Raw genomic sequence first — 19437 nt, forward strand, 5'->3', positions numbered from 1 at the left:
CCGTGGCGCCCAGCGGCCTCAAGGAGTCGCTGTCCGCCTCCGCCGCCGCCGATGCCATCGCCGAGGGCCTGCTGCGGGCCGCACCCGGCTCGCACATCGACCTGCTCCCCCTGGTGGACGGCGGCGAGGGCACGGCCGAGGCGCTCGCCGCCACGGCCGGCGGCCGGCTGGTCCACCGCACCGCGACCGGACCCGTGGGTTCGCCGGTGCCGACGCACTTCGCGCTGCTGAACGGCACCGCCGTGGTGGAGATGGCCGCGGTCGCCGGTCTTTCGCTGGTCCCGCCGGGGCAGCGCGATCCGGGCGCGACCACGACGTACGGCGTCGGCGAGCTGATCGCCGCGGCGCTCGACACCGGGGTGCGGCGCATCCTGGTGGGCTGCGGCGACTCTGGCACGTCCGACGGCGGCGCGGGCGCCCTCCAGGCGCTGGGCGCGCGACTACTGGACGCGGACGGACGGGACCTGCCGCCCGGCGGAGCCGCGTTGCGGCGGCTGCACCGCATCGACGCGCGGCGGCTCGACCCGCGGCTCGCCGAGGCCGAGGTACTGGTCGCGTGCAACCCGTTCAACGTGCTGTGCGGCCCGCGCGGCGTCGCCCGCGTCTTCGGGCCGCAGAAGGGCGCGGGGCCCGCGCTGGTGGAGGAGCTGTCCACGGCGCTCGACCACTGGGCCGGCGTACTGGCCCGCGACCTGGCGCCCGCGGGCATCGACCTACGCACGGGCGCGGGCACCGGCGCGTCCGGGGGCCTGGGCGCCGGTCTGGCCGCCGTGGGCGCGCGGCTGCTGCCGCGCTTCGACGTTCTGCTGGACCACGTCGACCTGGACGCACGGCTGGCGCGCGCGGACCTGGTGGTCACCGCGGAGGGCGCGCTGGACCGGCAGTCCTCCCGCGGGAAGATCCCGGGCGAGGTGGCCCGGCGCGCGAAGGCGCTCGGCATTCCGGTCCTCGCCCTCGCGGGCACCCTCGGCGAAGGCGCGCACGAGGTCAGGCTGATCGGCGTCGACGCCTGGAGCGGCATCCTGCCCGCACCTGTCGGCCTGCCGGAGGCGCTGGCGCGCGGCGGAGAGTTCCTGGCCGACGCGGCGGAACGGGCGCTGCGCATGGTACTGCTCGGCAGCCGGATGGCCCGCCCCGCGGTGCGCCCCTGAGAGCCGCTCGGCGCGGGCCTACTCCCAGATATCGGGCCCGCCGCCGCGCCATTCGAAGAGGCCGGGGTCGCGCAGGTCGACATCGTCCGGGTCGAGCCCGGCCCGCCGCAGGAATTCGAGCAGCTCGCCGAGCGACCTGGCGCGGCCGAGGATTTCGCCGTTCGCGCGCACCCGCCGCCCGCCGCCCTCGGTCAGCGGATAGACGACGATGCGTGTGGCCATGCGCCAAGAGTGCACCCCGGCGCGCGCCCGCGCACCCTCGACGGCGCACGCGGGTGCGGAACACCCAGCCCGGAGACGGCCCCGGCAGGACCCGCAGGACCGACCGACGCGAAGCCGCGCGCGGCGTTCCGGTACGGCTCCGGCCGACTGCCCGACGCCGCCCGGAGCGCCACGCTGCCGCGTGTGCCGCGCGCTGAGCCCGGAGCCTCGTCTCCTCGGGCATGGCGGTTTCCTGGACGGGAGTGCGGGTAGCGTGCGCCAGGCCGCCGTGTCACGCCTCGTGGAGTCCTGCCCACTTGGCGAGTATCGCGAGTTCCGGCTTCGACCGCCGGTGCAGCGACACCAGGACCCGCAGCACCTCCCGGGCCATCGGGTGAATCCGTGCCATCTGCGGCGCCGCGTCCCGCGCGCGGAGCAAGGACTGGAGCGCCTCGTCACGGTCGCCGGCCGCCAAGTGCGCGCGTGCCGCGTCGATGTGCAGGTGCCCGACACGGGTCGGCGCAAGTCCTGGGAGGGGGACGTCGGTGAGTTCGTCCACCATCGCGACCGCGCGGCGGGGGCGCTCCAGTTCAATGTGAGTGGCGAGTTCATGGAGCACGACGTTGCCCGGCCCGAACGTCAAGTTGTTCCGGTACAGGTCGGCGTCGGGGATGTACCCGGCCAGTCGCTTGGCCTTCTCCAGGTGGAATTTGGTGGTGGCGCCGTCCCGGGCACGGGACGCCAGGGTGACGGCGCGGAGGTGCAGCGATCCGGCGGCTACGACGCCGGCGACGCTGTCGGTGGCGATGGCACTCATGGAGGTCAGCGCCCGGTCGGTGACGGCGAGCCCTTCGAGGTAGTCGCCCGCGGACTGGTAGCAGCCGGCCTCGGTCCAGGCGGCGGCCATCTGAGCCACGGGCGTCCAGCTCTGGTTGGCTGCCCACTCCTGCCGGGCGGCCACGAGGTCGGCGAGGTCGGGATACCCGAGTCGGTGGGCGATGGTGAACGCGCAGCTGTAGGCATCAACCAGCAGCTCCCAGGCCGTTGGTTCCTGTGTGTCGTGTGCGTGTGCGACAGCCCGGGCGATCAGTGCGGGCAGTATCGGGAGAAGGCGCGCGTAGTTGGTCGACGCGCGCATGCGGGAGGCGGCGTCGATGTCAGCGGGCAGCTGGTCGGCACGCAGATCCGTGACGGCTGGATGCCGGTGCCGGCGGACGGATGAGCGCAGGGCGTCGATGAGGTGGGGGTCGGGGGATTCCGCGTAGGGCTGGCCGTAAAGGACGGTGAGGGGGACACCCAGCGCGCCGGCGATGGATGCGGCGACGGCTGGGCGGCAGGCCCGGTCACCGATTTCGATTTTCGCGAGTAGTGACTTGGAAATCTTTGCCCGGTTGGCCAGCGCCTGTTGCGAGAGTTCCCTCGCCTTGCGCTGGACGGCGATGTTCTCGCCCACGGCAGTAGGTGCTGTGGCAGCGTGCATGTCCAAAGTGTTCCCCACCTCGCTGGGGGCGCGTCCGGCATCTGGGCTATTCCCTCAACGGGTTGTGCATCATCTGTGCATCTTCAGCCACCCGCCACGTAGTTGTCTGGTTACCACAGGCAATGACGGCTGGACGGAGGCGTCGTGAACTCGACGGGCAAGGACGCGAGCATCGACCACGATGCGCTGCGGGAGTCGGTGAGCCGCGCGCGGTCGCTCTACTCCGCGAAGTGGCAGGCCGCGAAGGTCGCCGAGGTGACCGAGCAGCTACGTGGCCACCTCGGCGTGCTGGTACGAGAGTGCTCGGGGATGGCCAAGCGGATGCCGCCGCACACCTCCACGCGGCGCCGGCTGGAGGCAGCCCTGGAAACCGCCGCGCACCTGCTGGAGAAGCAGCCGTCCGGGGGTCCGATGTCGATGCTCGTTCACATGCAACTGCTCGCCGACTCGGCGAGTTCCCTGGCCACTCACGTCCGTACCCCGAGCTGAGGCAGGGCCATGGCGACATCCGAGGTACTGCCCGAGTGGCTGCCCGTTGAGGAGGCGGCGGTGTTGCCGTCCGGCCGGTGGTGGGACGCAGTCCGCGTCACTTCGCTCACGGGAACGCGAACGGTCAGCCACCTGCGTGAGCGGTCCGGGCCGGTAATCGAGGATCAGGCGCTGCGCACGATGACGTGGTTGGTGCCCGTCGGCTCGTCCGACGGGTGGGCGCGGGCCGGCGGTATATGGGTCCTCGGGGCGGGGCTGGCCGCGCTGGTCCCGCCTGCCGAGAGCATCGGCGGGCCGTGGTCGGGCGGGGAGTCCCTGCGGTGGCTGATTCCCCCGACCGTCACGTGCCTGACCGACCCCGGCGACCTGCACGACGCACTGGAGCAGGTTCGGTGAACGCGCTGTCGCGCCGCGCGCGCCACCGGCGCTCAGCTGCCCGCCAGGCCCGCGCCCGTGGCTGGCTCGGCGCCCGCGCGGGCGAACTGATGATCGCGGCGGACCCGCTCGGTTTGGCCGCCCTGCTCGCCGTCCTCCTTGTCTCGCGGGAGTGAGCGCCGTGACCGCCTCTGTCTGTCACCACCCCGGCGTCCTCGACCGCCGCGCGGACGGCGCGTACTGCCCGCTCTGCGATGCCCTGATCTACACCGCCCGCGCCTGCGTCACCCCCGCCGACCCGCCGCCCGAGTCGCCCGCGCCGTCGCTGACCGACGCCGACCGAGAGGACCTCATCATGACCCCCGCAGCCGAGCCGCGCAGGCCGGCCCGATGACCGGCAGGCCCCTGGCGCGGGCCGGCCAGGTCATGATCTCCGTGGAAGTCACCGCGCAGACCGTGCGCCGCGGCGACCGACTGGCGATCGGCGGACAGGACTTCACCGTCCGCGACCTCACCACGATGCACCGCGGCACCAAACGGCTGGAGTTCACCACCGGCGAGACGTTCACCATGACCAAAGCCACCGTCCTGTGGGCCGCCCGCCGCCGCACCCTTCCGCGGGTGGACACCCCCTGAAACTGCGCTGCCCCCGACACCCGCCCCCGCGGCAGCCCGACACCATGGCGGCGGGGCCCATTCTCCCCTCGCGCGCAGCGGGGCCGCCCGGTCGCAGAGCCGGGCAGCCCCGAACCAACCGTGCGCGAGGGGAACGCCCGCCCCGCGCACGGGGCCCACGGGGCGGGCAACCAGCACCGACCGACGAGGAGAAGCGCATGGGCGCCTGCCCCGAGGGCGGCAGCCTGAACGTGCGCCGCCTATTTTCCACAGACGGGCGCGTGCCCTGCCAGTGCAGGGACTGCCGTCACACCTGGATCAGTTGACTCCCGCCCCGGCGCTCTCGCCTGGACAGCCGAGCGCCGGAGGCGGGCCCGCAACACCCCAGCAACCAAGAAGGGAACACCGGAATGAGCACTACCACCGTAGCGCCCCGCACCGGGCGCGACTTACTAACGGACCGCGAGTTCGCGGCCGTCACGGCGACCGTGCGGGGCAACAACCCCGGCATGCGCGAGCCGCTGGCCCAGCGCATCGTCTCCCAGGGCGCGGCGTTCGTCGGCGCTGCCGCCGTCACCGAGCACACCATCTCCCCGTCGCGCACGGTGGATGAGGGCTGGCATGCCCTGATCCTGCACACCCGCATCTACCAGCGGCTGTGCGACCGTGCGGGCCGGTTCGTGCACCACGTGCCCCAGGCCCCGGACTCCGGACGGTTCGACACGGCCTGGCGGGACCGGGCCATGGACGCGATCCGCGCGGCTGGGTTCGAGGTCGACGAGGAGTTGTGGCGACCTCCCGGGGACCGCACAGTCGACGTGGCCGCGCAGTGCCAGCACCGGCCGCCCACGTGCGATGACGCGCCGTGCGAGGCCCAGGACTGCGACGCGTCACCGAACTGATGCCACCCACACGAGCGGTGCACCCGCCGTTTCCTCTCCCAGGCGCGGGCCGCGACCGTACAGTGCGGCCATGACCGATCCCACCGATCCCGAGGAACAGCACCGGCAAGGCGTGAATGCCGCGGCCGTTTTCGAGCTGCACTGGCAGAAAGTACTCCGTCGGCGAAGCCGGAAGCCCCGATGGGCGCGTACCTGCCCCGGGACACTGATCGTCATGGCCACCGGGAACGGCCCGGTGACTGTTCCCTGTGTGTGCTGCCAGGGCGGCAGCTCCTGACCTGACGGACAGCGCAACGCCCCGGCCGTCACCGCGGCGGCCGGGGCTCCTGTACGAGGTCGGCCAGGTCGACGCCGAGGGCACCGGCGATACGGATGAGCCAGCCGAGGTGAACTGAGGTGGCGCCGGGAGAGCCGGCGGGGGCGGGGCCCACGGTTGCCCGCCCTTCCGCGGTGCCCACACAAAGGCCCCGACCGCCCTTTTCAGGGTGGCCGGGGCCTCGCTGCGTTCCGGTTTCCTTCCGGTCGGGCGGCGGATTCCGGTTTTCTTCCGTCACATTTCGGGGAGTGACGGAACGCCGTGTCACATGTCGTGACTGCTGTTTTCCCAGGTCACCACGCCGAGACGGTGGCGGTCTCAGGACTCGTTCTCGGCCTGGAACATCCAGTGGTGCTTCTCCAGCTCCTTCGTGAGCTGGATCAGTACGTCCTCGGTGACGGAGTCGACCGGGCCGACCTCGTCCAGGCGCTCGCGCATGCGGACGATGACCGCGCCCAGCGCGTCCACCATCGTGCGGACGGCCTCGGTGTCCTGCTGCCAGCCGTCGGCGACCTTGCCGATCCCGGTGGCCGCCGCGACCGTCGAGGCGCGGCCGTCCGGGGAGAGGCCCAGGGCCGCGGCGCGCTCGGCCACCGTGTCGGAGTGGGAGCGCGCGGTGTCCACGACGTCGTCGAGCTGCAGGTGCACCGAGCGGAACCGGGGGCCGAGAACGTTCCAGTGCGTCTGCTTGGCGATCAGGGAGAGATCGATCAGATCCACCAGCGCGCCCTGGAGCGCCTCGCCCACCGTCTTCAGCGTGGCCTCCGGCAGCGTGCTTTTGATGGCGTACATGCGGGCGTCCCCTCTCCTGTGTCTGTGAACGTGACGGGTAACCCGGAAAGGCCGCCCGAAACCGCCCAGGGACTCAGTACGGGCGCGGGTAGCCGTAGCCGTGCCGGCGGGGCGGGGCGGGGCCCGAGCCGTCGCCGGGTGCGTCCCGGTCGTAGAACGGGCGGGCGTTGGCCCGCAGCCACATCGCGACGGGGTCGAACGCGTCGGCCATCGCGACCGTGCCGACCGGCAGGCCCTCGGGCACCGCGGTGATCGCCCGGCTCATCATCTGCCGCACGGCCTCCGCCGTCTGTTCCGCGGTGTCGTCCACGTCCAGGCCGATCACGAGGTAGGCGGGGCCGACCGCGGGGCGCACCCACGCACGGCGCAGGCTGCGCAGCGCCGGCGTGCGCCGGGCGTGCAGCGTGAGTTGCGCGTAGAACGCGTCCGCGCGGATGCTGGGTTCGCTGATACGCAGCGGGCCGGCGGGCAGCCGGTCGAGGCCGCCGGCGATGCGGCGCAGGTCCAGCCACGGGATGCCGAGGCCACCGCTCTCCGCGTGCGGGTTGAGCCACAGGCCCCAGTGCTCGGGGTAGAGGGCCGCGGCGATGTCGCGGCCGGCGACCACCTCGTGCGCGCGCGTCCAGCCGCTCGCGGTCAGCTCCCGTTCCGAGGTGACGCACGGCGCGTAGCCGTGCCCCGCCACGTCCACGCTGCCGTACTGCGCGTCCGGCTCACCGGGGCGGCCGTGCCACAGCAGCATCAGAACCTCGCTGGTGGCGAGCGCGCCGAGCAGCTTCTCGTAGGTGTCGAGGCGGTCGGGGGTGATCCGGGGCAGCAGCTCCTCGACGCCCTCTTCCGCACTCACCTGGTCCGGACCTCCTCGCGCCCCTCGGATGCACTGTGCCCGGCAGCCGCCCGTCACATGCCCCTCACCGAGGGCGCTTAGACGTCACGCGTGTAGAACGGCTGCACACATTCCCGCAGCCAGTCCACCACGGGGTCCTCGGCCGCATCCAGCATGACGAGTTGCACCGGCCAGGCGACCGGTCGCGCGGCGAGCGCGCGCCCCAGCGCATCGCCGGCGGCCGCGCGCCCTTCCTCGTCCGGCGCGTCCAGCTCCACGCCGATGAACAGGCTCGGCGGCGCTCCCTCGGCGCTGGCGAGGCCGCGGCGGGCGGTCCTGACCTGCCACACCTGCGCCAGCTCGGCCGCCGCCGCGTTCAGGAAGTCGACCGGCTCGCTCTGCCAATCCGGCTGGAACAGACGCATCCGCGCGCCGGAGGGCACACCGGGCGTGCGCCGGCCCGGGGTGGAGCGGCACAGCTCCGCCACGGCGGCGGGCGGCACCGGAACGCCGACCGTGCCGCCCGGGTTGACGGCGATGCCGACCTGCGGCGGCAGCCCGCGGGCGAACTGCCAGGCGGGCGCGACACTGAACGGAAGGTGCGAGGCGCCGCCGAGGTGCAGCTGCTCCGCGGAGCTGAACACCGGGACGTACACGCCGCCGTTCAGCTCGATGGTGGGCAGGTCGAGGGTGCGGCTCTCCGGCCCGCCGCCCTCGGGCAGCGGGACCCACACGGCGCTGCGGGCCAGGGTCTCAAGCAGGCGCGGGGCGGCGTCGTTGGCGCCGAGGGCACCGGCGAGCGTCTCCTCCAGCTCGTTGCTCGGCCAGCCGCCCCCGTAGCCGGGGCCCTGCCGCGGAACACTCATCTCGTTCGACCACCATCTCATCAGGTCCGGGAACGCCGCCCCAGACCTTAGTACGGGCGGCGATCGGGGACGGGGCGGGCGGCCTGCCGCCCCGGTCCGTGCGATGATGTGTCCGCAGCACGACACAACCGCATACCTGGCCGTTCGACCACGCGCGGGAGAGTCCCCGGTCACCGGGGCGCCGAAGGAGCAAGTCCTCCCTTGAATCTCTCAGGCCCCGCACCGCGCGCGGGAGGCGAATCTGAAAAGCGGGCCGCCCACGTCGGCGCGGCCCCACCCACGGTGCAAGCCGCCGCCCGCCAGGGCCGCGGCGAACCTCTCAGGTGCCGATGACAGATGGGGAGGGCCCGGAAGCCTTACGCCCCCTGCCCTTCTGCCGCTGCCCATCGCCTCCTGGAGACCGCCCATGACGGACGTCACCCCCCGGACGACGGCGCTCGACGCCGTGCACCGCGCTCTCGGCGCCACCCTCACCGACTTCGCGGGCTGGTCGATGCCGCTGCGCTACGGCAGCGAGCGGGCCGAGCACCAGGCGGTGCGCTCCGCCGCGGGCCTGTTCGACCTCTCCCACATGGGCGAGCTGACGGTGACCGGGCCGCAGGCGGGCGCGCTGCTCGACCACGCGCTCGTCGGCCGCCTGAGCGGCCTGGCGGTGGGCCGGGCCCGTTACACCATGATCTGCGATGCCGCGGGCGGCATCCTGGACGACCTGATCGTCTACCGGCTCGCCGACGCGGAGTACCTGCTGGTCGCGAACGCGGCCAACGCGCAGACCGTGCTGGACGCGCTGGGCGCACGCCGAGGGGCGTTCGACGCCGAGGTGCGCGACGACCGCGCGGCGTACGCGCTGATCGCCGTCCAGGGCCCGGCCGCCTCCGGCATCCTCGGGCGCCTGACCGACGCCGACCTGGCGGGCCTGAAGTACTACGCGGGCCTGCCAGGAACGGTCGCGGGCCGCCACGCGCTGATCGCCCGCACCGGATACACCGGCGAGGACGGCTTCGAGCTGTTCTGCGCACCGGCCGACGCCGAGCCGCTGTGGCAGGCGCTCACCGAGGTCGGGCGGCCCGACGGGCTGGTCCCCTGCGGCCTCGCGTGCCGCGACACGCTGCGGCTTGAGGCCGGCATGCCGCTGTACGGGCACGAACTGTCCACCGCCACCACCCCGTTCGACGCCGGGCTCGGACGGGTGGTGAAGCTCGACAAGCCGGGCGGCTTCGTGGGCCGCGAGGCCCTGGCCGCCGCGGCGGAGCGGGCCGCGGCCGGACCGCCGCGCGCGCTCGTCGGGCTCGTGGCCCGCGGCCGGCGCGTGCCGCGCGCCGGGTACGCGGTGGTGAACGCCGCGGGCGCCCCCGTCGGCGAGGTCACCTCCGGCGCGCCGTCGCCGACCCTGGAGCGGCCGATCGCCATGGCGTACGTGGACCCGGAGTTCGCCGCGCCGGGCACCGAGGGCGTGTGCGTGGACATTCGCGGCAGCCGCGAGCCGCACGACGTCGTGGCGCTGCCGTTCTACCGTCGCCAGAAGTAGTCCCGAGTAATCGCACAAGCTGAAGACAACCGCGATCTCCCAGGAGAGCCACCCCATGAGCAACCCCCAGCACCTGCGCTACAGCAAGGAACACGAGTGGCTGACCGCCGCCGAGGACGGCGTCGCCACGGTCGGCATCACCGAGTACGCGGCCACCGCGCTCGGCGATGTCGTGTTCGTCCAGCTGCCGGAGACCGGGTCCGCCGTCACCGCGGGCGAGCCCTGCGGCGAGCTGGAGTCGACCAAGTCCGTCAGCGACCTGTACGCCCCGGTGTCCGGCGAGGTCACCGAGGTCAACCAGGACGTGGTGGACGACCCGGCCCTGGTCAACTCCGCGCCGTTCGAGGGCGGCTGGCTGTTCCGCGTGCGCCTGGACACCTCGGCGGGCGAGCCGGAGGGCCTGCTGTCCGCCGACGAGTACACCTCCTTCACCAGCGAGTGAGCACGCCGTGGCCCTCTCCGCCTTCGACCTGTTCAGCATCGGCATCGGCCCCTCCAGCTCGCACACCGTCGGCCCGATGCGCGCCGCCGGGATGTTCGTCCGCAGGCTGAAGAACGAGGGGCTGCTGGCCCACACCGCCGCCGTGCACGCCGAGCTCTTCGGCTCGCTCGGCGCCACCGGGCACGGCCACGGCACGCCGAAGGCGGTGCTCCTCGGCCTCCTCGGCCACACGCCCGACACCGTGGACACCGACCGCGCGGACGAGGAGGCGGAACGGGTACGCGGCGAGCGTTCCCTGCCGCTGCTCGGCGTCCACCCGGTCCCGTTCGACCAGGACACCGACCTGGTGCTGCACCGCCGCCGCGCCCTGCCGTACCACGCGAACGGCATGACGCTGCGCGCGGACGACGGCGCGGGCCGCCCGCTGCTGGACAAGACGTACTACTCGGTGGGCGGCGGCTTCGTCGTCGACCATGACGCGGTCGGCGCCGACCGCATCCGGCTGGACGACACCGCGCTGCGCCACCCGTTCCGCACCGGCGACGAACTGCTGCGGATGACGCGGGAGACGGGCCTGTCGGTGTCCGGCCTCATGCTGGAGAACGAACGGGCCTGGCGCACCGACGCCGAGATCCGCGCCGGGCTGCTGCGCATCTGGGAGGTGATGGCCGCCTGCGTCGACCGCGGCCTGCGCACCGAGGGCATCCTGCCCGGCGGCCTGAAGGTCCGCCGCCGCGCCGCGGCCTCCGCGCGCCGCCTGCGCGGCGAGGGCGACGGGGCGGCGCTCGCGATGGAGTGGGTCACGCTGTTCGCGATGGCGGTCAACGAGGAGAACGCGGCGGGCGGGCGCGTGGTGACCGCCCCGACGAACGGCGCGGCCGGCATCGTGCCCGCCGTGCTGCGCTACTACGTCGACTACGTGCCGGGCGCCGACGAGGAGGGGATCGTCCGCTTCCTGCTGGCCGCCTCGGCGATCGGGATGCTGTTCAAGGAGAACGCGTCGATCTCCGGCGCCGAGGTCGGCTGCCAGGGAGAGGTCGGCTCCGCCTGCTCGATGGCGGCCGGCGGCCTCGCCGAGGTCCTGGGCGGCAGCCCCGAGCAGGTGGAGAACGCCGCGGAGATCGGCATCGAGCACAATCTGGGCCTGACCTGCGATCCGGTGGGCGGCCTCGTGCAGATTCCGTGCATCGAACGGAACGGGATGGGCGCCGTCAAGGCGATCACCGCCGCCCGCATGGCCCTGCGCGGCGATGGCCGGCACCACGTGTCGCTGGACAAGGCGATCAAGACAATGAAGGACACCGGGGCCGATATGAGCGTGAAATACAAGGAAACGGCCCGCGGCGGCCTCGCGGTGAACATCGTCGAGTGCTGACTCGATGTTGATCAGAGCGGCGCGGGCCGAGGAGGCCGGGGCGTTGAGCGAGCTGGCCCTTCGTTCGAAGGCGTACTGGGGCTATAGCGATGCCTTTATCGCCGCTTGCCGCGAGGAGTTGCGCCTCCACCCCGGCGACATCGAACGCCGGCGGACCACCGTGGCGGAACGGGAGGGCCGCGCGATCGGGTTCGCGACCCTCGACGGTGAGCCGCTGGAGGGTGAGTTGGGGATGCTGTTCGTGGACCCGCTCGCCATCGGGCAAGGTGTCGGCCGTCGCCTGTTCGACCACACCCTCGATGTGGCACGCGGCCTCGGCTTCACCCGCCTGATCCTCGGCGCCGACCCCAACGCGGAGCCCTTCTACCGCCGGATGGGGGCGGTACGTGTCGGCTCGGAGCCTTCCGGATCGATTCCCGGCAGAGAGCTTCCCCTGATGGCGGTGGACCTGAGGGTTTGACGAACGCCGAGCCGGGCTGCCGGGTGCGGTGAGCCGGAGGGCGGCGGCGATAGCCTCCAGGACGGCGGGTGAGACACCGGCGAGGTGGCCGCGTCCGACCTTGGCGTAGCACTCGACGCCGACGTCGGCGAGGGCGGCGACTTCGCTGCGCCGCAGGCCGGGGACGCGGCGTTCGCCGCCGGTGGGCAGTCCGGCCTGCTCGGGGGCGACCTTGGCTCGCCGCGAGACGGGGAACTCGCGGACTTCCTGGCGCTTGTCCAGGTCATCGACGGTACGCCCGCCCGGCTGTGCGAGGGACGCACTGCTGGTGCGCCCCTCGGCGGAACCTCCCTCGACGCCGACGGCCGCGCTTCCCTGGACAGCGTGCCGCCCGACGAGTGGCATCGCGCCGACACGCCGCGTGCGCGAACCGTACCTGTCCCCGGCCGCCCTTAGCTGTCCAGGACCGGACCCGGCCGCCGTGCCGGGGCCCGGCACGCGAGCGAACGAGGAAGAGGGATCATCATGCGCGCTGCTGTGCTGCACGCTCCCGGCGACGTCCGGGTGGAAGAGATCGGCGACCCGACGATCACCGCGCCGACGGATGCGGTCATCCGGGTGTCGGCGGCCTGCGTCTGCGGTTCGGACCTGTGGCCCTACCGCGGCACCGAGCCGATTCAGGCGCCGATGCCGATGGGGCACGAGTACGTCGGAGTCGTCGAGGAGGTCGGCAGCGACGTCCGCACCGTGCGGCCCGGGCAGTTCGTCGTCGGCACGTTCGTCGCCGCCGACGGCACCTGCGAGATCTGCCGCTCGGGATACCCCTCCTCCTGCGTGAACCGCGTGTTCATGGCCCAGGTCGGCACCCAGTCAGAACGCGCCCGCATCCCGCACGCCGACGGCACCCTCGTGGCCACCCCTGGCACGCCCGAGGAGGACCTGATCCCCCACCTCCTGGCCGCCTCCGACGTGCTGGGCACCGGATGGTTCGGCGCGGTGGCCGCCGAGGCCGGGCCGGGAAAGACCGTCGCGGTCGTCGGCGACGGCGCGGTCGGCCTGCACGCCGTGCTGGCCGCCCGGCAGCTCGGCGCCGAGCGGATCATCGCGGTGAGCCGCCACGAGCCCCGGCAGAAGCTCGCCCGGGAGTTCGGCGCCACCGACGTCGTCACCGCACGCGGCGACGAGGGCGTCGCCGCGATCAAAGAACTGACCGGCGGTCTTGGCGCCCACTCGGTCGTCGAGGCCGTCGGCACCCAGCAGTCGATGCAGCAGGCGATCCGCTCCACCCGCCCGGGCGGCCACCTCGGCTTCGTGGGCGTCAACCACGACGTCACCCTCAGCGGCGAGGAACTGTTCTTCTCCCAGATCCACCTCCACGGCGGCCCCGCCCCGGTCCGCCGCTTCCTGCCCGAGCTGATCGACCTGATCTGGCAGCGGAAGATCCACCCCGGCAAGGTCTTCGACCTCACCCTCCCCCTCGACCGGGCCGCCGAGGCGTACCGGGCCATGGACGAACGCCGCGCCATCAAAGCCCTGCTGCGCGTGTGACGCCCGCAGCCGCCCACCGCGGCTGTCCGCAGCGACGGTGGCGCCGTACAGTGGTGGTATCGAGAGTTTGTCGTACGTCGGCTTTCATGCGGGCGCCGTTCTCGACGAAGGAAAATGCCGGCCTTCGCCCCAGGCGGTGGCCGGAGACGGGTTCGTCCCATGTCAGCGACAACCGATCGCCCCACATTCCCCTCGGGGCGTGCTGATGCCCTCCCTGCTCGACTGGCCCTGAAGAGCCCGGATGCTCCGCGAGAGCTGCTGGACGGGGCATGGTGGCCTCGTTCCCGGGAGCTGTCCCGGGAGCTTCCCGCGCTGGCCGCCGTACTGGACCCGTTGTGGGGCAGGATCACCCGTGTCGCCGTGAACCCCCGCCACTGGCCGGTCGTTCCGCGCAAGGTGCCGGTCGGGCGGCACGTGATCAAGGTGGGCTGGTTCGCGGCGGAACTGGACCCGCACATGCTCCTGCTGCTCTCCTTCCGCGTCGGCCGCTGGGATCTGCTGGTGATTCCTCCGGAGACCAGCGCGCACTCGGCGGAACGGCTGATGGCCGCGGCGCGCGACGCGTCAGGGCCACCCCGCACCGCGAGCGCGCTCATGGCCGACGAGACGGCCCACCCGGAGCTGCTGACGGTGTGGGAGGACGAGGGCGGCGCCGTCCCGCCGGAACGCCCGCGCGCCGGACGGCACCACGAGCGGCGGGGCCCGGCGTGACAAGCGACCTCGCGCGTCCCGGGCGGACCGGCGTCCCGCTGCGCGTGTCCCACCGCCGGAGAGCCGACCGGGCCCCGATCACGCTGACGGGCGACATCGGCGTCGCGTCCTCGGCACTGCTCCGCGACGGCATCCACCTGATCGACGCCGGCCTGGCCGGCGTCACCTTCCGCGACTGCGCCGGGGTGAACGCCGCCCTCACCGCGTCCCGGCGCGCGGCGACGGCGGGCGCCGTGCTGCGCCTGCACTGCCCGGACGTCCGCGCCGGGCCGGTGCCGCCCGGACGGTTCTCCGGAGGCGCGGGCCGACCATGGCGGCCGGGCCGCGCGGCGTGCGGGAGTGTGTGGTGAGGCCGCCTGCCCGGCCCGGGAAGCGGCCCGTGTCCGCGACGTCCCCTGCCCGCCTGCGCCGGCTCAGCCGCTGGCAGGCCGAAGGGATGCGGGAGGATCTCGCGGATCTGTACGCGGAGTCCACGACGGCAGGCACCGACGTGGACTACCGGAGCCGGGAAGACTTCTTCCGGCGCCTCGCCGAGGATGTCAGGCAGCCGGGGTTCGGCATGCTCATCGCGGAGACGACCACCCTGGCGGGGTGCGCTTTCGGCTTCCCGGTGGGGCGTGGCAGCTCCTGGTGGCACGGGTTCGACGGCCCGCTGCCGCCGGATGTCGAGCACCTCACCGCTTCGGGGCGGGTGTTCTCGATCACCGCGATCGTGGTCCATCCGCGGGAGCGCGACCGCGGGCTCACCGAACGGCTTCAGAAGCGTCTGTTCGCCGATCACCAGGTCTCGTTGGGCGTCACCCTGGTGGACCGCGCCGATGAGTACGCCGTGCGGGCTTTCGCGGCCCTCGGCTGGCGGCAGATCGGCGAGCTCCGCCGCCCGACGGGCCCGGCGGTTCTCCGGGTCCTCGCCCTTGACCTCGGGAACGCGCGGTCCGCCGCGCCCGGCCAACTCGGACGGCACGACAGCACGCAGGGGTGAGGCCCCGTTCAGGCACTCGGTGCCGGGCCGGGACGGGTACGGCTCAGCAGCTCCTCGGTGCGCTCCGCGAGGCGGGCCGCGTCGGCCGGGTCGAGGGTCTTCAGCGACAGCGGAACGTTCCGGCCGCGGTCGACGGCGGTCAGCGGTTCCGCGGGCGGCCGGTCGATCCAGTCGACGACAGGGCGGGCCGAGTCGGCCACCGGGCGGCCGAAGAACCGGCCCAGCAGCCGGATCGAGCCACGGACCAGCGGGTTGCCGTGGGCGTCGGCGCCACTGCGGGTGAAGCCCGGGTGGTACAGGACGTAACGGGCCCGGCCGCCGGCCGCCGCGAAGGCCACGCCGAGCAGGTCGTTGGCCCGCCCGGCCTGGAGCTGGGCGCGCACCTGGCCGTAGCGGCGGGTCAGTTGCAGGTCGTCCCAGTGCATCCGGCCCGCGGTGTTGCCGACCCCGGCCACGTTCACGACGACGGGGGTCTCGGCGGCGTCGAGCAGGGGGCGCAGGCGGTGGGCGAGCAGGTGGCGGCTCAGGTAGTAGAGGGCGAAGGTGAACTCCAGCCCGTCCGGGGTCTCCCGCCGTTTGACGCTGACGCGGTTGGCGAACAGCGCCAGCGCGTCCACGGCCTCGTGGTGCCCGGCGATCTCGGCCGCGACCCGCTCGACCTCGGCGATGGAGGACAGGTCCGCCCGGATGAACCGCAGGTCCCGGTGCCCGGCCAGGTCGAGCAGCGCGCGCCCTCTGGACTCGCTGCTGCCGATCACGGTGACGCGGTCGCCGCGCGCCAGCCGTTCCAGCGCGGTCGCCCGGCCCATGCCGGCGGTACCGCCGCTGATGATCACGTTCTTTCGTGCCGGGACCGGCATGGTGTCCTCCGCATAGGCTCGTCGATCGGCCGGTCCATCGTCGGCCGCGGCCTCGGAAGCGGGAAAGAAGGCACTTTGATGTCAGGTACGCACAGCGATGTTCCCTCGGTGCTCGCGCACGAACTGCCGCGTCCCGTGCCGCTGGACGAGCTGGCCGCCTGTCCGGTCGGGGAGGTGTTCCGGCGGGTGGGCGACAAGTGGAGCATGCTGCTGATGATCCTGCTCGGGCACCGCCCGTACCGGTTCAACGAGTTGCACCGCGCCGTCGAGGGCATCAGCCAGCGCATGCTGACCCGCACGCTGCGCGGTCTGGAGAACGACGGCCTGGTGCGGCGCGAGGTGTTCCCGACCGTGCCGCCCGGCGTCGAGTACAGCCTGACGCCGCTGGGCCGGTCGCTGCTCGAACCGCTGTCGGCGCTGGCGGACTGGGCGGTGCGGCACGGGTCGGCGCTGGGCCGCGCCCCGGAACCGCGCTGACCGGCCGGGTCCTGGGGGTAACCCCACCGCGTACCCGGTGGGTTGCCGCATGGTGGGCCGGTGGCGCCGGGCGGCAGGGTGAGCGGCATGAAGGATATGACGAGGACGAAGGGCCGCGCCGGGCGGGCGGTGGCGTGCGGCATCGCGGTGGCGGTACTCGCGACGCTCGCCGGGCCGGCCGCGGCCGGCGGAGCGGCGACGGACCCGCGCGAGGGCGACGGGGACCGGCTGCGGCAGGACGTGGCGGCGATCACGGCGGCCGGCGTGACCGGCGTTCAGGCGCGGGTGACGGGGGCCGACGGACGCGTGCGCACCGCGACCGCGGGTGTCGCGGACCTCCGCACCGGGCGGCCGGTCCCGCCGAACGGATACTTCCGGATCGGCAGCACCAACAAGACGCTCGTGGCCACCGTCCTGCTGCAACTCGCGCGCGAGGGCGCGCTGTCGCTGGACGACACCGTGGCGGAGTGGCTGCCCGGCGTCGTCGAGGGCAACGGCCACGACGGCAGCCGCATCACGCTCCGCGCGCTGCTCCAGCACACCGGCGGCGTGTACGACGGCAACTACCCCAGCCGCGGCGGCTCCGCGGCCGACTACTACGCGAACCGGTACGACGTGCACACGCCGCAGGACATCGTGGCCGCGGCCATGCGCCACGCGCCGGACTTCCCGCCCGGCGAAGGCTGGAGCTACTCCAACACCGGCTACGCGGTGCTCGGCATGGTCATCGAACAGGTCACCGGACGGGCGTGGCACGAGGAGGTGAACGACCGCATCCTGACGCCCCTCGGCATGCGGCACACCATCTGGCCGGGCCTCTCCCCCACCCTGCCCCACCCGCACGCACACGGCTACACCCGTTTCGCGCCAGGCGAGGACCTGGTGGACACCACCGAGCTGATCGACGCCGACGCCTCGGGCGGCTACCTCTCGACGACCGCCGACCTGGACCGGTTCGCGCGGGCGCTGTTCGACGGCACGCTGCTCGACGAGGCCGAACGGGCGGAGCTGACGCGCACCGTCGCGCTCGGCGAGGACGACACCCCCTGGCCAGGGGCCCGTTACGGTCTCGGCGTGTTCTCGCGTCCGCTGCCCTGCGGCGGCACCGTGTGGATTCCCAGCGGCGACCAGATCGGCTACAAGACCAGGATCGGCGTCACCGCCGACGGGCTGCGCAGCGTCGTGGTGTCGATGTCCACCCAGCTCCAGGACTCGGCCGACAGCGCCCTGCGCCAGGAGTCCGCCGCCACCGAGCTGATCGACAACGCCCTGTGCGAGGACGGCGGCTGACAGGCCCCCGGGACCAGCGGCGCCGTCCGGCTCACTTCACGGCGCCGCTGGTGATGCCCGAGACGATGCGCCGCTGGGCGATGACGAAGACCGCGATCATCGGCAGGCTCATCAGTACGACGTAGGCGAAGACGAGGTGCCAGTTGTTCAGGTACAGCTGCGCGCTCGCCACTTGGTAGAGGTTGATCGGCAGGGTGGCGGCGTCGCCGCCGCCGAGCACGAAGAACGCGTAGAAGATGTCGCTCCAGGCGTACAGCATCACCATGATCGTCGCGGTCGCGATGACCGGGCGCAGCAGCGGCAGGATGATGCGCAGGAACACCCGGAGCGGGCGGGCGCCGTCCACCCGTGCCGCCTCCTCAAGTTCGAAGGGGATGCTGCGAATGAAGCCGGTCATGAAGAAGATCGCCGTGGAGAGGTACATCGCCGTGTAGACCGCGATCATGCCGGGCCGCGTACCGGCGAGGCCGAGCTGGCGCAGTTGCAGCACGATGGTGATGATGGCCGGCGGGAGCAGCAGGCCGCTGATGCAGACGGCGTACGCGGCGGCGACGAGCCGCCCGCGGCGGCGGGCGAACACCCAGGCCGCGGCGGCGCCGAGGCACAGCACGAGCACCACGGAGGGAACGATGACGAGCAGGCTGTTGACGAAGCCGCGCAGCATCTCGCCCTCGCTGAAGGCGTCCGCGTAGTTGGCGCCGGGCTGCCAGTCGCCCGGCGGGTCCAGGTTCGGGCGGACGGCCTCGCCCTGGGGTTTGGCTGAGGTCGCCAGGACGAGCCAGAGCGGGATGCCGACGGTGACGAGCGCGAGGACGACCACGAGCGCCGGGCGCCCCAGGCGCCAGTAACGGCCGGGGCGGTTCACAGTAGTTCCTCCCTGCGGCGCAGGCCGGTGATGAGTGGGATCGCCATGGCGATGACCACGAGGAACAGCACGAGGCTCATCGCGGACGCCTGGGCGTACAGGCCCTGTCCGAAGACGCGGAACATGTAGATGTTCATGACCTCGGTGGAGGCCGCCGGGCCGCCCGCCGTCGTGGCCTGGACGATGTCGAAGGTGTTCATCGAGCCAAGCAGCGAGGTCGTGACGTTGAACGTGACGGCCGGCGCGAGCATGGGGAAGCGGACGGACCTGAACATCCGCCACGGCCCCGCACCGTCCGCGCGCGCTGCCTCCGTGACCTCGTTCGGGATGCCCTTGAGGCCCGCGAGGTAGATGAGCATGGCGAGCCCCATCCACTTCCAGCCGTGGATGACGGCGACCAGGACGACGGTCCACGTGGTGTCGCCCAGCCAGGGGACGGACGTTCCGAGCAGGTCGTTCACGGCGCCTTCGGTGTTGAGCAGCGCCTGGAAGACGTAGCCGACCGCGAGCGCCGAGATCAGCACCGGCAGGAAGAACACGGCGCGGAAGAAGCGGTTGAAGCGCGTGTCCTTCTCCAGCAGCAGCGCCAGCAGCAGGCCGAAGAGGTTCTGGAAGAAAGCGGCGAGCAGCGCGTACGTCAGCGTCACGCGGATGGCCCGCCACAGCGTTCCGTCGTCGAGGACGGCGCGGAAGTTGTCCAGGCCGGCGAAGCCGATCTCGCTGTGGTAGGCGGACCAGTCGGTGAACGGGTACCAGAAGTTGAGGAGGTTGGGCAGCAGGAAGAACCCGCCGAACACGACGACGGCCGGCAGGGCGAACCACCAGGGGTGGTGAACGGCGGCGGCGGAGAGCCGGCGGCCCGTGGCGGACGCCTTGTCGGTGGCGGTGTGCGCCACGATGCGTGTCC

At 72.9% G+C, this 19437-nt stretch carries 27 protein-coding genes, 1 pseudogene and 1 riboswitch; of the genes and pseudogenes, 18 read left to right on the forward strand and 10 right to left on the reverse strand.

Annotated elements, in window-relative coordinates:
* Positions 1-2: 2 nt before the first annotated feature.
* A complete protein-coding gene (locus RM779_RS01065; RefSeq protein ID WP_311614761.1) occupies positions 3-1151 on the forward strand; it encodes a glycerate kinase family protein in 1149 nt (382 codons plus the stop codon).
* A gap of 18 nt (positions 1152-1169) precedes the next feature.
* On the opposite strand, the gene RM779_RS01070 is transcribed toward RM779_RS01065, so the two are convergent.
* Complete coding sequence (locus RM779_RS01070) at positions 1170-1373, reverse strand: hypothetical protein (RefSeq protein WP_077058678.1); 204 nt, start codon at positions 1371-1373, stop codon at positions 1170-1172.
* Between the two features lie 271 nt (positions 1374-1644).
* The gene (locus RM779_RS01075) at positions 1645-2832 is read right to left on the reverse strand and encodes a helix-turn-helix domain-containing protein (protein ID WP_311614763.1); all 1188 of its coding nucleotides are present in this window, start codon (positions 2830-2832) and stop codon (positions 1645-1647) included.
* Positions 2833-2976: 144 nt separating this feature from the next.
* On the opposite strand from RM779_RS01075, the gene RM779_RS01080 reads away from it, so the two are divergent.
* From RM779_RS01080 to RM779_RS01110, 7 genes are all read left to right on the forward strand, one after another.
* Positions 2977-3321: a DUF6415 family natural product biosynthesis protein gene (locus tag RM779_RS01080; protein ID WP_311614765.1), complete on the forward strand. Its 345-nt coding sequence runs from the start codon at positions 2977-2979 to the stop codon at positions 3319-3321.
* 9 nt (positions 3322-3330) lie between these two features.
* Positions 3331-3717, forward strand: a complete 387-nt coding sequence (locus RM779_RS01085) for a hypothetical protein (protein ID WP_311614767.1) — start codon at positions 3331-3333, stop codon at positions 3715-3717.
* Entirely contained in the window at positions 3714-3872 is a 159-nt protein-coding gene (locus RM779_RS01090; RefSeq protein ID WP_311614769.1) for a hypothetical protein, read from the forward strand. Before RM779_RS01085 ends, RM779_RS01090 begins: the two co-directional genes overlap by 4 nt.
* A gap of 5 nt (positions 3873-3877) precedes the next feature.
* Positions 3878-4090 (forward strand): hypothetical protein, encoded by a 213-nt coding sequence (locus RM779_RS01095; RefSeq protein ID WP_311614772.1) that lies wholly within the window; start codon positions 3878-3880, stop codon positions 4088-4090.
* Complete coding sequence (locus tag RM779_RS01100; protein WP_311614774.1) at positions 4087-4332, forward strand: hypothetical protein; 246 nt, start codon at positions 4087-4089, stop codon at positions 4330-4332. The genes RM779_RS01095 and RM779_RS01100 overlap by 4 nt, the downstream gene beginning before the upstream one ends.
* A gap of 389 nt (positions 4333-4721) precedes the next feature.
* On the forward strand, positions 4722-5213 hold the full coding sequence (locus RM779_RS01105) for a glycine-rich domain-containing protein (RefSeq protein ID WP_311614776.1): 492 nt from the start codon (positions 4722-4724) through the stop codon (positions 5211-5213).
* 70 nt (positions 5214-5283) lie between these two features.
* Positions 5284-5490, forward strand: coding sequence for a hypothetical protein (locus tag RM779_RS01110; RefSeq protein ID WP_311614778.1), 207 nt, complete (start codon positions 5284-5286; stop codon positions 5488-5490).
* A 28-nt stretch (positions 5491-5518) separates the two neighbouring features.
* On the opposite strand, the gene RM779_RS01115 is transcribed toward RM779_RS01110, so the two are convergent.
* The 4 genes from RM779_RS01115 to RM779_RS01130 all read right to left on the reverse strand — a co-directional run bounded on the left by RM779_RS01115 (position 5519) and on the right by RM779_RS01130 (position 8013).
* Positions 5519-5644, reverse strand: coding sequence for a hypothetical protein (locus RM779_RS01115; protein WP_311614781.1), 126 nt, complete (start codon positions 5642-5644; stop codon positions 5519-5521).
* Between the two features lie 203 nt (positions 5645-5847).
* Positions 5848-6321: a Dps family protein gene (locus tag RM779_RS01120; RefSeq protein ID WP_077058683.1), complete on the reverse strand. Its 474-nt coding sequence runs from the start codon at positions 6319-6321 to the stop codon at positions 5848-5850.
* 73 nt (positions 6322-6394) lie between these two features.
* On the reverse strand, positions 6395-7168 hold the full coding sequence (locus RM779_RS01125) for an enhanced serine sensitivity protein SseB C-terminal domain-containing protein (RefSeq protein ID WP_311614783.1): 774 nt from the start codon (positions 7166-7168) through the stop codon (positions 6395-6397).
* Positions 7169-7245: 77 nt separating this feature from the next.
* Positions 7246-8013 carry an enhanced serine sensitivity protein SseB gene (locus tag RM779_RS01130; RefSeq protein WP_311614785.1) on the reverse strand — a complete coding sequence of 256 codons (768 nt, stop codon included), beginning with the start codon at positions 8011-8013 and terminating at the stop codon, positions 7246-7248.
* Positions 8014-8158: 145 nt separating this feature from the next.
* Positions 8159-8248, forward strand: a riboswitch (glycine riboswitch).
* 171 nt (positions 8249-8419) lie between these two features.
* Here RM779_RS01130 and gcvT point away from each other — a divergent pair.
* From gcvT to RM779_RS01150, 4 genes are read left to right on the forward strand one after another with little or no spacing between them, the layout of a single operon-like run.
* On the forward strand, positions 8420-9541 hold the full coding sequence (gcvT, locus tag RM779_RS01135) for a glycine cleavage system aminomethyltransferase GcvT (RefSeq protein WP_311614787.1): 1122 nt from the start codon (positions 8420-8422) through the stop codon (positions 9539-9541).
* Positions 9542-9596: 55 nt separating this feature from the next.
* Entirely contained in the window at positions 9597-9983 is a 387-nt protein-coding gene (gcvH, locus tag RM779_RS01140; RefSeq protein ID WP_311614789.1) for a glycine cleavage system protein GcvH, read from the forward strand.
* 7 nt (positions 9984-9990) lie between these two features.
* Positions 9991-11358: an L-serine ammonia-lyase gene (locus tag RM779_RS01145; protein WP_311614791.1), complete on the forward strand. Its 1368-nt coding sequence runs from the start codon at positions 9991-9993 to the stop codon at positions 11356-11358.
* Between the two features lie 4 nt (positions 11359-11362).
* Complete coding sequence (locus RM779_RS01150; protein ID WP_311614793.1) at positions 11363-11818, forward strand: GNAT family N-acetyltransferase; 456 nt, start codon at positions 11363-11365, stop codon at positions 11816-11818.
* 30 nt (positions 11819-11848) lie between these two features.
* Here RM779_RS01150 and RM779_RS01155 read toward each other — a convergent pair.
* Positions 11849-12079: pseudogene (locus RM779_RS01155) on the reverse strand (transcriptional regulator); the annotation flags it as partial.
* A gap of 243 nt (positions 12080-12322) precedes the next feature.
* On the opposite strand from RM779_RS01155, the gene RM779_RS01160 reads away from it, so the two are divergent.
* The 4 genes from RM779_RS01160 to RM779_RS01175 all read left to right on the forward strand — a co-directional run bounded on the left by RM779_RS01160 (position 12323) and on the right by RM779_RS01175 (position 15038).
* Complete coding sequence (locus RM779_RS01160) at positions 12323-13345, forward strand: zinc-dependent alcohol dehydrogenase family protein (RefSeq protein WP_311614794.1); 1023 nt, start codon at positions 12323-12325, stop codon at positions 13343-13345.
* 159 nt (positions 13346-13504) lie between these two features.
* Positions 13505-14056, forward strand: a complete 552-nt coding sequence (locus RM779_RS01165) for a DUF5994 family protein (RefSeq protein WP_311614796.1) — start codon at positions 13505-13507, stop codon at positions 14054-14056.
* Positions 14053-14406, forward strand: coding sequence for an STAS domain-containing protein (locus RM779_RS01170; RefSeq protein ID WP_311614798.1), 354 nt, complete (start codon positions 14053-14055; stop codon positions 14404-14406). The genes RM779_RS01165 and RM779_RS01170 overlap by 4 nt, the downstream gene beginning before the upstream one ends.
* A gap of 29 nt (positions 14407-14435) precedes the next feature.
* A complete protein-coding gene (locus RM779_RS01175; RefSeq protein ID WP_311614800.1) occupies positions 14436-15038 on the forward strand; it encodes a hypothetical protein in 603 nt (200 codons plus the stop codon).
* A gap of 8 nt (positions 15039-15046) precedes the next feature.
* Here RM779_RS01175 and RM779_RS01180 read toward each other — a convergent pair whose 3' ends face one another.
* Entirely contained in the window at positions 15047-15898 is an 852-nt protein-coding gene (locus tag RM779_RS01180) for an SDR family NAD(P)-dependent oxidoreductase (RefSeq protein WP_311614802.1), read from the reverse strand.
* A gap of 78 nt (positions 15899-15976) precedes the next feature.
* On the opposite strand from RM779_RS01180, the gene RM779_RS01185 reads away from it, so the two are divergent.
* Both RM779_RS01185 and RM779_RS01190 read left to right on the forward strand, forming a co-directional pair.
* Positions 15977-16375 carry a winged helix-turn-helix transcriptional regulator gene (locus RM779_RS01185; RefSeq protein ID WP_311614804.1) on the forward strand — a complete coding sequence of 133 codons (399 nt, stop codon included), beginning with the start codon at positions 15977-15979 and terminating at the stop codon, positions 16373-16375.
* 87 nt (positions 16376-16462) lie between these two features.
* Positions 16463-17665, forward strand: a complete 1203-nt coding sequence (locus RM779_RS01190) for a serine hydrolase domain-containing protein (RefSeq protein ID WP_311614806.1) — start codon at positions 16463-16465, stop codon at positions 17663-17665.
* A gap of 31 nt (positions 17666-17696) precedes the next feature.
* Here RM779_RS01190 and RM779_RS01195 read toward each other — a convergent pair whose 3' ends face one another.
* Together RM779_RS01195 and RM779_RS01200 are read right to left on the reverse strand one after the other, a co-directional pair.
* Positions 17697-18530 carry a carbohydrate ABC transporter permease gene (locus RM779_RS01195; RefSeq protein WP_311614808.1) on the reverse strand — a complete coding sequence of 278 codons (834 nt, stop codon included), beginning with the start codon at positions 18528-18530 and terminating at the stop codon, positions 17697-17699.
* The gene (locus tag RM779_RS01200; protein WP_311614810.1) at positions 18527-19426 is read right to left on the reverse strand and encodes a carbohydrate ABC transporter permease; all 900 of its coding nucleotides are present in this window, start codon (positions 19424-19426) and stop codon (positions 18527-18529) included. Before RM779_RS01200 ends, RM779_RS01195 begins: the two co-directional genes overlap by 4 nt.
* Positions 19427-19437: the final 11 nt, after the last annotated feature.

The organism is Streptomyces johnsoniae, from assembly GCF_031845565.1.
In the GTDB taxonomy this organism is placed as follows: domain Bacteria; phylum Actinomycetota; class Actinomycetes; order Streptomycetales; family Streptomycetaceae; genus Streptomyces; species Streptomyces johnsoniae.